This window comes from Mycobacterium sp. SMC-15 (assembly GCF_045310925.1).
Lineage (GTDB): Bacteria > Actinomycetota > Actinomycetes > Mycobacteriales > Mycobacteriaceae > Mycobacterium.
Genome location: NZ_JBJIAJ010000010.1, coordinates 166801 through 180882, shown reverse-complemented (window position 1 = coordinate 180882; position 14082 = coordinate 166801). Strand labels below are relative to the sequence as shown.

Sequence of the window (14082 nt, the reverse complement as noted above, 5' to 3'; positions counted from 1 at the left end):
AACCAACCGACTGGTTGTTAGATTCACTATACGTACACACCGAAAGGCGCATCAATGCCGATAGCGATCACCTCTGAACATCAGGACCTGGCCGATTCCGTGCGGTCGTTCGTGACCCGCGCAGTGCCGGCCGAGATGCTGCACGCCGCGATGGACACCCCGATCCAGAATCCGCCGCCGTATTGGCGGGCGGCCGCCGAGCAGGGCTTGGCGGGTGTGCATCTGGCCGAGGATGCCGGCGGCCAGGGTTTCGGAATCCTGGAATTGGCGGTGGTGCTCGCCGAGTTCGGCTACGGCGCGGTGCCCGGGCCATTCGTGCCGTCCGCAATCGCCAGCGCCCTGATCGCCGCGAACAATCCGGCTGCCGCCGAGCTGAGCGGCCTGGCCGGCGGAGAGGTGATCGCCAGCTACACAATCAATCCCGGACTGACCGGCACCTCTGCAGGGTCGGGGCTGGTGATCGGTGGCGAGGCCCGCGCCGTGGCGGCTGCCGCGCAGGCGTCGTTGCTGGTGCTGCCCGTGGTGGTCGACGGCGCCGAGGTGTGGGTGGTGCTGCGCGCCGAGCAGCTCGAGATCGAGCCGGTGACGAGCGTGGACCCGCTGCGCCCCATCGCCCACGTGCGCGCCGACGGCGTCGAGGTCGACGACACCGCGATCCTGCGTGACCTCTCGTCGACGCGCGCGCACGCGCTGATCACGACGCTGCTGTCCGCGGAGGCGGTCGGTGTGGCCCGCTGGGCCACCGACACTGCGGCGGACTACGCCAAGATCCGCGAGCAGTTCGGCCGACCGATCGGCCAGTTCCAGGCGATCAAGCACAAGTGCGCGGAGATGATCGCCGACACCGAGCGGGCCACCGCCGCGGTGTGGGATGCCGCCCGGGCTATCGACGAGGCTGATGAAAACGGTTGGGACGCTGCCGGTTCTGCGGTGCAGTTCGCAACGGCAGTGGCGGCCACGCTGGCGCCCAGCGCCGCGCAGCACTGCACCCAGGACTGCATCCAGGTGCACGGTGGAATCGGCTTCACCTGGGAGCACGACGCGGGTGTGTACTACCGGCGCGCACTGATTCTGGCTGCTTCCTTCGGCAGCCGCTCCGCCTACCCGCAACAGGTGGTCGACACCGCCACTGCCGGTGGCATGCGCAAGATCGACATCGACCTGGACCCCGACACCGAGAAGCTACGGGCCGAGATCCGGTCCGAGGTCGCTGCACTCAAGGCCATGGCGCACGACGAGCGCACTGTCGCGATCGCCGAGGGCGGCTGGGTGTTGCCCTACCTGCCGAAGCCGTGGGGGCGGGCCGCCGAGCCGATCGAGCAGATCATCATCGAGCAGGAATTCTCCACCGGCCGGGTGCGTCGCCAGGCGATGGGTATCGCCGCGTGGCTGATCCCGTCGATCGTGGCGTTTGGCACCGACGAGCAGAAGCAGCGTTTCCTCCCGCCCACGTTCCGCGGCGAAATGATCTGGTGCCAACTGTTTTCCGAGCCGGGTGCCGGTTCGGACCTGGCCAGCCTGACCACCAAGGCAACCAAGGTCGACGGCGGCTGGCGGATCAGCGGCCAGAAGATCTGGACGTCAGCCGCGCAGTTCTCCTCGTGGGGAGCACTGCTGGCCAGGACCGACTCGAGCGCTCCCAAACATGACGGCATCACCTACTTCCTGTTGGACATGAAGGCCGAGGGGGTGACGGTCAGTCCGCTGCGTGAACTCACCGGCGGAGCGATGTTCAACACCGTGTTCATCGACGACGTGTTCATCCCGGACGAGCTGGTGCTCGGCGAGGTGAGCCGGGGCTGGGAGGTCAGCCGCAACACGCTGACGGCCGAGCGGGTATCGATCGGCGGATCCGAGATGCCGTTCCTGGCCAGCCTGGACGGCTTCGTGGAGTTCATGCGGGACGGCCAGTTCGATGGAGGCGAACAGCGCCGGGCCGGCCAGTTGATCGCCGAAGGGCATGCCGCCAAGCTGCTCAACCTGCGCTCGACCCTGTTGACCCTGGCGGGCAAGGACCCGATGCCGGCGGCGGCGGTGTCCAAGCTGCTGTCGATGCGCACGGGGCAGGGCTATGCCGAGTTCGCGGTGGGTACGTTCGCCGGTGATGCCGCGATCGGCGACCGTGAGCAGCTGCCCGGTAAGTGGGCCGAGTACCTGCTGATGAGCCGCGCCACCACCATCTACGGCGGCACCTCGGAGGTCCAGCTCAACATCATCGCCGAGCGTCTGCTGGGCCTCCCCCGCGATCCCTAACGGGGTCGTGGTAGGCGCCGAGTGTGCGCTTTCATAGGCGAAAAGGTCCCTTGCCCAACGAAAGCGCACACTCGGGGACGGGCGGCCGGGCGCGAACAGCTTGACGGCGCAACCGGTTTCGGATGCGACTCCGACCGCGCTGCTAGCATGACGGGCGAGATCGCCAGGAACGACTGCCTCAGGACTGCCTACGTGACCACTGACGCTGCTGACGAAACGAAGATCACCGAACGCCCTTTCGCTACCGCCGCACTTTTCGCACTGCCCGTCCGCCTCGTCATCGGATGGACGTACTTCTCGGCCTTCTGGAGACGAGTCGGCCTCGACGACAAATTGAATCCGGACCTGCCTGGCTACGTCGGCGAGAAGTTCAATCACTTCCTCCCGAACGCGCTGGGCATCGGCCCGATCATCGAGCATCTCCTGACCCACCCTGCTCTGCTCGCCGTGGCGATGACGGTGTTCACCATCGTGGAAGGCATCGTCGGGATCTGCGTGATCGTCGGCCTGTTCACCAGGGTCACGAGTCTGGCCGTGCTGGGGTTGGCCTTCGGCATCTTGCTCAGCGCCGGTTGGCTGGGCACCACCTGCCTCGACGAGTGGCAGATCGGCATCCTGGGCGTGGCCAGCGGGTTCATGCTGTTTCTGAGCGGTGGCGGACACTATTCGGTGGACCGTGTCCTTTCCGCGAGGTATCCGCGGCTCACCCGGCGACGGCTCAGCTGGCTGACCTCCGGCGAGGTCACCATCAAGGCGCCAGCGGTCCTCACCGGCTCGCTGGTCATCCTGGCGCTGGCGTTGTTCACCAACCAGCATTTCCACGGCGGGGTGTACGGCCCGTTGCACAACAAATCAGTCGCGCCGAACGTCGAGATCACCAATGCCCACATCTCCGGCGACGGCCTGCAATTTCAGCTGTTCCGCACCGAAGGTGCCGATGTGTACGGCTCCTTCCTGATCGGTGTCAGCGTGGTCGACGACAACACCGGCGATACCGTCGTACAACTGGACGGCGCACAGCTCAGCCGGCTGCCCGAGGCGGCGATCGCCAACCGCTACGTGGCCAAGGTCAAACCCGGCGCGCACAGCCTGATCGTGCCGTTGGGCGCCAAAGCGCAGCTGACCATCGACACCGGGACCACCCGATGGAACGCCGCACATTCCTACACGCTGGTGCTCACCGACATCAGCGGCGCCACCTGGAAACGGGTGATCGAAACCGTCTCCTGAGCGTGCCCTACAGGTCGCGGAGCTCGCGCTTGAGGATCTTGCCGGTGGGGTTACGCGGCAGTTCGTCGAGGAAGACCACCTCGCGTGGCACCTTGTAGCGGGCCAGGTGCTCCTTGACGTAGACCTTGATGGTGTCCTCGTCGACGGTGGAGCCTTCTTTCTTCACCACGAAGGCCCGCAGCCGTGCACCCCACTCCTTGTCGTCGACGCCCAATGCGGTCGCCTCGATCACGTCGGGGTGTCCGCTGATCAGGTCCTCGACTTCGGCCGGGAAGACGTTCTCACCGCCGGAGACGATCATCTCGTCGTCGCGTCCGCTGACATAGAGCAGCCCGCGCTCGTCGAAGTAGCCGACGTCGCCCGACGACAGCAGCCCATCGATGATCTGCTTGCCGCCGCCACCGGTGTAGCCCTCGAACGGGAAGAAGTTGCCGACGAAGATCCGCCCGACCTGGCCCTGCGGCAGTTCGTTGCCGTTGTCGTCGAGGATGCGGACCTTGACGCCCTTGACCACCGGTCCGACCGTCGCGGCGTTGTACTGCAGGTCGGCGGGGCCGGCGATGGTGGCAAACGCGACCTCGGTCGAGCCGTACATGTTGTAGATGACCGGCCCCAGGTCCTTCAGGGCCCGCGTCGCCAATTCGGCGCCGAGCTGCGACCCCGAGACGAACACGATCCGCAGGTTCGACAGGTCCGGCTTGGGACTGGTCTTCTCCAGCTGGTCGAGGATCCGCGACAACATGACCGGGACGACGACCATGCCGGTCACCTTGTGCTTTTCCAGATCCTCCAGCACCGTGGCCGGCTTGAAGCGGCGCCGCAGCACCAGCGTCGAGCCGAAGAACATGGCCAGCGTGCCGTGCAGATAGCCCAGCGCGTGGAACATCGGCGACGGCAAGGACGTCACTTCACCGGCCCGGAACGGGACGTGCGACAGGATGCCGCCGATCGGCGCCAGCGTGGGCGGGGTGCTGCGGTTGGCGCCCTTGGGGGTACCGGTGGTGCCGGACGTCAGGATGATGATCGAGGCGTGCTTGGTGATCTTGGGCGCCGGCGCCTTGCTGCTGCGCGCAATCAGCTGCGCCAGTGTCTCGTCGGTGCTGCCCGACGGTTCATCGGTGTCCGGGTTGACGCCCAGGGCCCGCAACTTGCCCAGCGTCGGTTCGGCCTGCGTCACGGCGGCGGTGTACTCGTCGTCGTAGATGATCAGCTTGGCGCCTTCGCGTTCGGAGACGTCTTTGATCTGCGGACCGGAGAATTCACTGTTCAGCAGGATCAGCCGGGCACCGACCCGGGCGCAGCCGTAGTTGGCGATCAGGAACCAGCGGTGGTTACGGGCCAGGATCGCCACCCCGTCACCGCCACGCACCCCCATCGCCAGCAGGCCGTTGGCCACCGCGTTGACGGCGTCGTCCAGTTCCTTGAACGTGATGCTGCCGTCGTCGTCGATCACGGCGACGCCGTTCGGGTTACGACGAGCATTGAGCGCGGGAATCATCCCCAGCTCGCCCCAGCGCGCTCCATCGGCGAGTGCACTGGCGATCACCCGCGGGGACTCCAGCTTCAGCGCGCCGGACTGCAGGATCTTGCGCAGATAATGCAACTCGGCGCCACCGCGTTCGAGATAGCGACCGAGCTTGTTTGCAGCCTGGCTGGGCAGGTCAGTGAGCTTAGCCATGGGACAACCTTATGTGACGCAGATCGCCGTCGGGCGGCGGATTGCGGCCTCTCATTAACATGACGTCATGGCCGGCGGGATGTCGCTGGAGGTTGCGGGACACCGGGTGGTGGTCACCCACCCGGATAAGTTGGTGTTCCCCGGTGGACCAGGCTCCACCCCGCGCACCAAGATCGAGCTGATTCGCTACTACCTGTCGGTGGCCGACGGTGCGCTGCGCGGGGTGGCCGGGCGGCCGATGATCCTCAAACGCTTCGTCGACGGCATCGACGCCGAGGCCATCTTCCAGAAGCGGGCACCGGCCAACCGCCCCGATTGGGTGTCGGTCGCGGAGCTGCACTACGCCTCGGGCCGGTCGGCGCAGGAGGTCGTCGTCGACGACGCGGCCGGCCTGGCCTGGGTGATCAATCTGGGCTGTGTGGACCTCAATCCGCACCCGGTGCTCGCCGGCGACCTCGACCATCCCGACGAGCTGCGGGTCGACCTCGATCCGATGCCGGGAGTCGGCTGGTCGGAGATCGTCGAGGTGACGCTGCTGGCCCGTGAAGTACTGGCCGACCACGGGCTGACGGCGTGGCCGAAGACGTCCGGCTCAAGGGGCATGCACATCTACGCGCGGATCGCACCGCAATGGAAGTTCGGCCAGGTGCGGCTGGCGGCACAGGCGGTGGCCCGCGAGATCGAACGGCGCGCACCGCAGTTGGCCACCAGCCGGTGGTGGAAAGAGGAGCGGCACGGCGTCTTCGTGGACTTCAATCAGAACGCCAAGGACCGGACCGTCGCCTCGGCGTACTCGGTGCGGGCCACCCTTGACGCCCGGGTATCGACGCCGCTGCATTGGGACGAGGTCGCCGACGTCGACCCTGCGTCGTTCACCGTGGATACCGTGCCGGACCGCTTCGAGCAGATCGGCGACCCGTGGGCGGGCATGAACGACACCGTCGGCTCCTTGGAGTCGCTGTTGGAGCTGGCCGAAGCGCAGGGTCCGGCGGAGAAGGCGCCACGCGGTGCACGCAAGAGCGTCGACGGTCGTCGCACGTCACCGCTGCCGTTGATCGAGATCGCCCGTACCAAGACTCGCGACGAGGCGATGGCCGCCCTCGACGTCTGGCGGGGTCGGCACCCCGCAGCGGCGAAACAGCTGGCGCCCGAAGATGTTCTGCTCGACGGTATGCGGGGCCCGAGTTCGATCTGGTATCGAGTCCGGATCAACCTGCAGCACGTGGAAGAGGCACAGCGCCCACCCCAGGAAGAGTTGATCGCCGACTACAGCCCTTGGGGCAAGAAGGGCGCGAAAGGCTGATCCGCGCGTCAGGGCACAGTGATACCGGCGGCCAGGTTCGCGGCGACTTCGGCCTCCCAGTGGCCGAATGCATGGGCGGTGTCGACCTCGACCTCGAACCGGTCGGTCATGTCCGGGGTGACGGCCGCGGCGTCGACGTAGAACTGCTCGTACCACCGGCGCAGCTGATACACCGGGCCATCCTCTTCGGTGAGCAACGGGTTCTCGACGGGCGCCTTGTGCTTCCAGATCTCGACGTCCTCGAGGAATCCCGCTCCGAACGAGCGGCTCATGGCCGCGGCGAGTTTGGTGGCCTTCTCCGCCGGCAGGTTCGGCATCTGCTGGACGGCGACTCCCCACTGCAGCATGAAGGAGTCCTGCGTGACCGGGTAGTGGCAGTTGATCAGTGCGATCTCGGCGGTGAAATCCGGTGCGAGATCGTTGTGCAGCCAGTTGATCATGTAAGCCGGCCCGAAGTAGGTCGCCTCGGAGCGCAGGTAGGTGCCCTCCCACAGCTTATCGGCGCCCGGAGAGTCCGGCCGGACCTTGCTCTCCATGTACTGGCTGGCGTGAGAACCTTCGATCACGTTCTTGAAGTAGGTCGGATATGAGTGGTGGATGTAGAAGAAGTGCGCCATGTCGACGACGTTGTCGATGATCTCTCGGCAGTTGGCGCCCTCGATCAAGACCGAATCCCATTGCCACGGCGACCATTTGCCGGCGTCCATTCCCTCGATCTGAGGTGGGGTCAGTTCCGCAGGTGGTGTCGAGCCCTCCGGGTCGTGCCACATCAACAGTTGGCCGTTGACCTCGCAGGTGGGCCAGCGTCGGGTGCGCGCCGTCCGCGGCGCCCGTTTGGCGTAGGGCACCATGGCGCACCGACCGGTCGAGCCCTGCCAACGCCAGTCGTGGAACGGACACGCCACGGCGTCACCCTTGACCGTGCCCCGGGACAGGTCGCCGCCCATGTGCCGGCAATAGGCGTCCAGCACGTGCACGTCGCCGCTGGAGTCGGCGAACACCACCAGCTTCATGCCAAAGGCGTTGATGCCGTGCGGCTTACCATCGCGGAAGGTCTCCGCCAGGCCCAGGCAATGCCATCCCCGGGCATACCGGTTCTTGGGGGTGCCGTGGTCCAGCGCCCGGATCGCGCAATCACTCATCGTCTCTACCCTTCGCCTCGCAGGTAGCTTTGCCGACCGTAGGACGTGAATTCGGCGTCCAACGAACCCTTGTCGTCGTCGGTCATGCGGGTGTACTCGGGAGTACCCCGCCCGACCCAGTGGTATACCGGTTCGTCGGTGTGCCAGCGCTGCGCCTGCAGTTCGCGTTTGAGCACCTTGTTCGAGCCGGTGACCGGCAGACCGGCCGAGATCCGCAGGAACCGCGGGAAGCCCTTGCGGCCCAGGTCGGGTTGGGCGGCCAGATACCCGGCGAATGCCGCCGCGTCGAAGCTGTCGGGATCGGCGACCTCGACGGCACCCATCACCTGGTCACCGGAGCGCGGGTCGGGCACCGCATAGACGCCGGCGCTGATGATCAGCGGATGCCGGCGCAGTACCTGTTCGATGGTCAGCGCGGAGGTGTTCTCCCCGTCGACCCGGATCCAGTCGCCGCGGCGGCCGGCGAAGTACAGGAAGCCGGCCGCGTCGCGGTAGCCGAGGTCACCGGTCCAGTACCAGCCGTCGCGGATCTTCTCGGAGTCTGCGGTGTCGTTTTTGTAGTAGCCCTCGAAGTCGCGGGCCCCGGTCCTGTCGACGATCTCACCGACCGCCTCGTCGGCGTTGGACACCCTGCCGTGCTCGTCGAGGACCGCGGTGGCGCACTCGGCACGGGTCTGCGGGTCGACGATGGCGATGCCCGCGTGCGCCGGACGCCCCAGCGCGCCGGGCGGTGCCGCCGGGTCGGGTATCGCGGCGTTGCCGCCCTCGCTGGAGCCGTACCCCTCGTGCAGCACAGCGCCGAACCGGCGGAGAAACTCCGCCTGATCCTGCGGCGACGCCTCGGTTCCGAAGCCGCGGACCAGGGCGTTGTCGGCATCGTCGGGCTGTTCGGCGGTGGCCAGCAGGTAACCCAGCGCCTTGCCCACGTAGGTGAAAAAGGTCGCGCCGAAGTAGCGCACGTCGGGTAGGAACTGCGAAGCCGAGAACTTGGGTGTCAGACAGATCGTGGCTCCGTTGGCCAGCGCGGGCGCCCACAGCGCCATGATCGCGTTGCCGTGAAACAGCGGCATGCAGCAGTAGTCGACGTCGGAGCGCACGTGGCCGAACTTGGAGGTGGCCATGTCGGCGATCCGGACCAGCCGGCCCTGACTGCATTTGACCGCCTTGGAGGCACCGGTGGTTCCGGAGGTGAACAACAGCAGCAGTAGCGATCCCGGCCCCACGCCCGCGGCGGCGGCCGGCTCCACCCCATGTTCACCGACCAGGGCGGCGTAGCCGGGGTCGTCGATCACCAGGAAGCGCTCCGCCTCCAATCCGTGGTCCAGGCCGCGCAGCCGGTCCATTCCGGCGGTGTCGGTGACGATCAGCTGACAATCCGCGTGGCGGATCTCCGCGGCCATTTCGGCATCGCCGCGGGTGGGATTGATGCCGACGATGACCCCGCCCGCCAGCGCGCCGGCACCGAGCCAGAACACGAAGTCTTCGACGTTGTCCAGCAGCACGCCGATGTGAAACGGTCCGTCCCGGCGCAGATCCGTCGCCAACGCGGCGCGCGCGGCGGACTCGCGCACCACCTCGTCCCAGGTCCAATCTCGTTGCCGGGTACGCAACCCTAGATGCCGGTCGCCGAGGCGGTCGAGCAGCATCCCCGCGATATCAGTGGGCATTCGCCGCGGGTGCGTGAACGAGATCGATGTAGGACTGCGGGAGGTCTTCGCGGGCCACCGGAGTCACGCTGCGCACGCCGGCGAAGTAGGAGTCCTCTCCGACGATCTTGCCGCTGGCATCGAGTGGCCACAGCAGGACCTGTCGGTACACCACTAAGTAGTCGGCGTCGGGATCTTCGACTTCCACCCCGAGAATGGCGGTCGCCAAGGCGCCCGGGTAGAGCTGCTTCATGTCCCCTTCGGTGACCACGCAGTCGTCGTCGACCACCAGCCGGTCGATGGCGAACTCCAGCACGTTGGTACGGGTCGCCATGAAGTTCGTGTAGTAGGTGTGCACTCCCTCGGTGGTTTTGGGACCGACATCCTGACCGCCCATCCAGAAGTGGTAGTCCGGCTCGGCGCTCAGCGTGCCCATCACCTGGTCGAGGTCGGGCGAAGCCTCGCCCTTCATGTGCTCGATCACCACTTGGAGCGCGGCCCGGTGCCGCTCATTGGTGGTTTCGGCCAACCGCTTCTCCAAGGGGGCCCAGGTCCGGCTGGGGTCGATCACGGCCACGATTCTCGCTCCTTCTATTCAGGTGGTGATCATCATCACTGCAATCGCCGATGCCGGTCATCCGCCATACGTCTGCTGGTTTACGGATTTTGCCCGACGTCTGTCGGTTCCGTGACGGAAAGCTCAGCCGCCGACAGCGCAATCCGGCGCACGAAGAGCACCAGGGTGGCCGTGAACCGATCGATCGGGTCGGCCAGATCCCAGCCCATCGCCGACTCGACGTGGGCAATACGGGACGCCACCGTGCTGTGGTGCAGGTGCAACTGGGTGGCGGTGCGGCGCAGCGAGCCGAGCACGCAGAACGCCTCGGTGGTATCGACGTCGTGCGCACCGGCCGGTTTGGCCGCGATGGCGTTGATCCGCGCCACATCGTGGTGCCGCAGCACCCGCTCCAGCGGAAGGTCGGCGAGCAGCTCCAGGACACTCAGGCGTTCGTAGGCGACCGCCCGGCGCCCATAGTGCGTGGACGAAGCGAATCGCAGCCCCCGCTGCGCCTGCTGCCACGATGTCGCCGCACCGAACACGGTGGACTTGGCTCCGATCCCCACCCACGGCCCGCGTCCCAGCTGTGCTGGTAACGGTGGCGGAAAGGCCGCGATGATCGCCGCATCGAGCCGGTCCGAGAGGGTCCGGGCATCCTCGGAGCTGTAACACAGCAGGGCCGTGTCGGCGCCGATCGTGACCGAGCGGACCGGTTGGTCGCCCAGTTCCCTCACAACGACGCGCAGCGCCTCAGCAGGCGATCCCGCCGAGACCGCCAGCACGCGGACCTCGCGGGACTCATCGAGGCCCAACAGCCGGATCGCCCGGGCCCGCTCCGCCGGTAACTCGTTGTCGGACAACACCAGTTCCAGCAGCGCGGGGTCACCCAGCCGGACGGTCGCTCCCGCCCGCGACGCCGCTATGCGCAGCGCGTGACGTACCCGGTCGGCCAGCACCTCGTCGAGTGGATGCGCCGAGGTGCCGGCCCGCTCCAGCCGGATCTCGGGCTCGGTCTCCGATATCCATCGCACGGTCACCGGGCATTGCGCGACGTACTCGGCCGACCCGATCACTGCCTCGGTATCGGCGTTCGACTCGACGAGTGCGTCGAAATGCGCGACGAGCCGCAGCACCGCATCGGCACCGGAATCCAGCTGGGACAGCCGGATCGGCTCGGGATCCATCAGCCGAGGCTATCGCGGATCCGCCGCGGGATCGGCGGCTTCAGTTGATCGTGAAGCCGCCGTCGACCGCGATGGTCTGTCCGGTGACGTAGCCACCGGCATCCGAGGCAAGCCACAGAACCGAGGCTGCGAGATCTTCCGGGTCGCCCATCCGGCCCAGCACGATTCGGTGAGCGACACTGTCCAGGTATCCCGGGCGGTACTGATCGGTCATCTCCGAGGCGAAGAATCCGGGAGCAATCGCGTTGACCCGGATACCTTTTCGGCTTCCCCACTGCTGCGCCAAGTCCCGCGTCAGACCGATCAGTCCGGCCTTGCTGGCGGCATAGGCCGCCTGCGGCAACCCAGCCGTGGTCAGCCCCAGAACGCTGGAGATGTTGACGATCGACGAACCCGGCGCCATCACCCGCCCGCAGGCCTGCGCCGCCCAGTAGGCCCCATTGAGGTTGACGTCGATGACCTCGCGGAACTGCTCGGGGGTTTCCCGGGTGGCCGGGTGCGCCGTTCCGATGCCGGCGTTGTTGATCAGCACATCGACCCGACCGAATCGCTCGATGGCGGCCTCGACCATTTTGGTCGCCGCCTCCGGGTCGGCGATATCGGTCGCCACCGGAAGTGCTGCGCGTCCGGCAGCGGTGACGAGTTCGGCCGCCTCCGCGAGCTTCTCCACCCGCCGCGCCGCTAGCACCACGTCCGCGCCGGCCTCGGCGAAGGCCCGAGCGAAATGCACGCCGAGGCCCGAGGACGCCCCGGTCACTACGGCGACCTTGCCATCCATCCGGAACTTGTCCAGTACGCTCACCCGACTCACCTTTCTCGACTTTTTACGGTTATTTCAACGCATTTCGCGCCGCAGCGATGAACTCCGGCGCAGCCTGTGCCGCTTCACCGGCATTCTGCACGTCTTTCGCGCCGTGCTGGGCTCGGTGGGTGATTCCTTCGGCGATCACCCCGATCTTGAAGTTCGCCAGCGCCAGGTAGAAGTTCCAGTCGCCCAGGTCCCGGCCGGACAGCCGTGCGTACTCCTCGGCGAGGGCGTCGGCCGATGGCAGGCGTGCACTGGTCCACGCGGCCGGGTGGCCGAACACCAGGTCGAATGCCGGTGACCGGTAGGCACACATCAGGGCGATGTCGGTGAGCGGATCGCCCAGGGTGGACAGCTCCCAGTCCACAACTGCCCGGATGACGTCCGCCCGCTCCTGATCGCAGATGGTGTTGTCGATGCGGAAGTCGCCGTGCACTACCGAGGGTTGCGATGTCTGTGGGATGGTGTCGGCCAGTGCCGCGGCCAGCTTCGAGACATCGTCGGACAGCGCTTCATCGTTGGCAGGCGTCTTGACCAGCTCCCATTGGCGAGCCCACAGGCGCACCTGGCGTTCCAGGAATCCGTCTGGCCTACCGAAGGATTCGAGGCCGACGGCACGGTAGTCGACCGCGTGCAGATCCACCAGAGCCTGCACCAGCGCCTTGGCGTTGGCCGCCAGTTCCGCATCGGAGAGGGTGTCCAGATCGTCCTTGTGCCGGTAGACCCGGCCGGTCACGAACTCCGTGACGGTCAAGGGCGCACCACAGACCGCGCCGTCGGCGTCGAGCGCCACGGGTCGTGCGATCGGAACACCGGTGCCGTAGAGCTTGTCGGTGACCACGAATTCGCGGCCCACATCGTGAGCCGACGGGGTCAGGCCGCCGAGTGGAGGTCGGCGCACGACCCACGCCGACGATTCGTCGCTGACCTTGAAGGTGAGGTTGGAGCGGCCTCCCGCGATCAGTTCGACGGTGAGTTCACCGCGAACCGGAACGTTGTTGGCGATGAGGTATTGCCGCAGGGCAACCGGATCCAGCGCTTCGACCGTCACTGTGCGGCGTCCTTGCGAGCGCGCCGCGCCGCCCCGACGCGCCGCTTGGCGATGGCCCAGCGGTGCACCTCGGAGGGGCCGTCGTAAACCCGGAACGGGCGCACCTCGCGGGAAAGCCGCGCCGGTGGCAGGTCCTCGGTGACGCCGAGCGCGCCGCACATCTGGACGCTGCGGTCGACGATCCGGAAGATCGCCTCGGCGGCGAACGTCTTGGCGATCGACGTCGCGTCGCCGGCACCAGAGCCCTGGTCGAGTTCCCAGCATGCGCGTACCAGCAACGCTCGGGTGGCGGCGATGTCGATTTCGTTGTCGGCCACCATGTTCTGGATCATGCCCAGATCGCCGAGCGCCGATCCGAATGCCTGACGCTCCACGACATGCGACAGCGCGGTGTCGTGACCACGGCGGGCGGCGCCGAGCCAGCGCATGACGTGGGTCATGCGCGCAGGCCCGAGACGCACCTGGGCGTATTCGAAGCCGCGGTCCACCTCGCCGAGCACCGCTTCCTCGGGTACCCGAACGTCATCGAAGAACACCTCACAGTGCCCGCCCACCATGGACCGGTCCAGTGTCGGGATGTGTCGGCCGACGGTCAGACCCGCGGTGTCGGCGGGGACCAGGAACATGGTGGCGCCGCCGCGCTGGCCGGGCTCCCCGGAGGTGCGGGCCATGACGATGAAGAATCCCGCGCCGTCGGCGCCGGTGATGTACCACTTGCGACCGGTGATGTACCAATCTCCCGACCGGCGCTGCGCCTTGGTCGTCAGCGCGGCCGGGTCCGAACCAGCGCCCGGCCCCGGCTCGGTCATCGCGAACGCGGACCGCACGTCACCGGCCGCCAGCGGCGCGAGGTAGCGCGCCTTCTGCTCGGGGCTGGCCACCTCTGCCAGCAGATGCACGTTGCCCTCATCGGGGGCGGCGATGTTCACCGCCGCCGGGCCGAACAGTGAATACCCGGCGGCCTCGAACACCGGCGCCCGGTCGGACATGTTCAAGCCCAGACCGCCGTATTCGACGGGCGCGTGCGGCGCGAACACGCCCGCCTCTCGAGCCGCGGCCTGCAGTTCCTGCACCGTGGCGTCCCCGCCCGCGGCGGCGATGTCCCCGCCGAAGCGATCCTCCACCGGCAGGACCACGTCCTCGATGAACGCCCGCGTCTTTTCGACGAGCTCCGACACTTCCGGCGAGTAGCTCAACTCGATCGCCATGACACCCCATCACCACTCTCGCA

General features: G+C 67.1%; 11 protein-coding genes. 3 read left to right on the top strand and 8 right to left on the bottom strand.

Annotated features, from left to right (window positions below; translation table 11 throughout):
* Positions 1-54 precede the first annotated feature (54 nt).
* The gene (locus ACJH71_RS16130; RefSeq protein ID WP_406758997.1) at positions 55-2253 is read left to right on the top strand and encodes an acyl-CoA dehydrogenase; all 2199 of its coding nucleotides are present in this window, start codon (positions 55-57) and stop codon (positions 2251-2253) included.
* Positions 2254-2445: 192 nt separating this feature from the next.
* The gene (locus tag ACJH71_RS16125; RefSeq protein WP_406758996.1) at positions 2446-3483 is read left to right on the top strand and encodes a TQO small subunit DoxD; all 1038 of its coding nucleotides are present in this window, start codon (positions 2446-2448) and stop codon (positions 3481-3483) included.
* Positions 3484-3490: 7 nt separating this feature from the next.
* Here the strand turns inward: ACJH71_RS16125 and fadD2 are convergent, their stop codons facing one another.
* A complete protein-coding gene (fadD2, locus tag ACJH71_RS16120) occupies positions 3491-5161 on the bottom strand; it encodes a long-chain-fatty-acid--CoA ligase FadD2 (protein WP_406758995.1) in 1671 nt (556 codons plus the stop codon).
* A 67-nt stretch (positions 5162-5228) separates the two neighbouring features.
* On the opposite strand from fadD2, the gene ACJH71_RS16115 reads away from it, so the two are divergent.
* Complete coding sequence (locus tag ACJH71_RS16115) at positions 5229-6464, top strand: DNA polymerase domain-containing protein (protein WP_406758994.1); 1236 nt, start codon at positions 5229-5231, stop codon at positions 6462-6464.
* Between the two features lie 8 nt (positions 6465-6472).
* Here ACJH71_RS16115 and ACJH71_RS16110 read toward each other — a convergent pair whose 3' ends face one another.
* The 7 genes from ACJH71_RS16110 to ACJH71_RS16080 all read right to left on the bottom strand — a co-directional run bounded on the left by ACJH71_RS16110 (position 6473) and on the right by ACJH71_RS16080 (position 14059).
* The gene (locus ACJH71_RS16110) at positions 6473-7606 is read right to left on the bottom strand and encodes a Rieske 2Fe-2S domain-containing protein (RefSeq protein WP_406758993.1); all 1134 of its coding nucleotides are present in this window, start codon (positions 7604-7606) and stop codon (positions 6473-6475) included.
* 5 nt (positions 7607-7611) lie between these two features.
* Complete coding sequence (locus ACJH71_RS16105; RefSeq protein ID WP_406758992.1) at positions 7612-9273, bottom strand: AMP-binding protein; 1662 nt, start codon at positions 9271-9273, stop codon at positions 7612-7614.
* Entirely contained in the window at positions 9263-9829 is a 567-nt protein-coding gene (locus ACJH71_RS16100) for a nuclear transport factor 2 family protein (protein ID WP_406758991.1), read from the bottom strand. Before ACJH71_RS16100 ends, ACJH71_RS16105 begins: the two co-directional genes overlap by 11 nt.
* Before the next feature lie 80 nt (positions 9830-9909).
* On the bottom strand, positions 9910-10995 hold the full coding sequence (locus ACJH71_RS16095) for a PucR family transcriptional regulator (RefSeq protein WP_406758990.1): 1086 nt from the start codon (positions 10993-10995) through the stop codon (positions 9910-9912).
* A 40-nt stretch (positions 10996-11035) separates the two neighbouring features.
* Positions 11036-11797 (bottom strand): SDR family NAD(P)-dependent oxidoreductase, encoded by a 762-nt coding sequence (locus tag ACJH71_RS16090; RefSeq protein WP_406758989.1) that lies wholly within the window; start codon positions 11795-11797, stop codon positions 11036-11038.
* Between the two features lie 28 nt (positions 11798-11825).
* A complete protein-coding gene (locus ACJH71_RS16085) occupies positions 11826-12851 on the bottom strand; it encodes a phosphotransferase family protein (protein ID WP_406758988.1) in 1026 nt (341 codons plus the stop codon).
* Entirely contained in the window at positions 12848-14059 is a 1212-nt protein-coding gene (locus ACJH71_RS16080; protein WP_406758987.1) for an acyl-CoA dehydrogenase family protein, read from the bottom strand. The genes ACJH71_RS16085 and ACJH71_RS16080 overlap by 4 nt, the downstream gene beginning before the upstream one ends.
* Positions 14060-14082 lie beyond the last annotated feature (23 nt).

What these genes read in the sequence shown, in the direction of transcription:
- ACJH71_RS16130 (WP_406758997.1), top strand. Translation starts at nt 55, where the DNA reads ATGCCGATAGCGATCACCTCTGAACATCAGGACCTGGCCGATTCCGTG.
- fadD2 (WP_406758995.1), bottom strand. Translation starts at nt 5,161, where the DNA reads ATGGCTAAGCTCACTGACCTGCCCAGCCAGGCTGCAAACAAGCTCGGT.
- ACJH71_RS16115 (WP_406758994.1), top strand. Translation starts at nt 5,229, where the DNA reads ATGGCCGGCGGGATGTCGCTGGAGGTTGCGGGACACCGGGTGGTGGTC.
- ACJH71_RS16110 (WP_406758993.1), bottom strand. Translation starts at nt 7,606, where the DNA reads ATGAGTGATTGCGCGATCCGGGCGCTGGACCACGGCACCCCCAAGAAC.
- ACJH71_RS16105 (WP_406758992.1), bottom strand. Translation starts at nt 9,273, where the DNA reads ATGCCCACTGATATCGCGGGGATGCTGCTCGACCGCCTCGGCGACCGG.
- ACJH71_RS16095 (WP_406758990.1), bottom strand. Translation starts at nt 10,995, where the DNA reads ATGGATCCCGAGCCGATCCGGCTGTCCCAGCTGGATTCCGGTGCCGAT.
- ACJH71_RS16080 (WP_406758987.1), bottom strand. Translation starts at nt 14,059, where the DNA reads ATGGCGATCGAGTTGAGCTACTCGCCGGAAGTGTCGGAGCTCGTCGAA.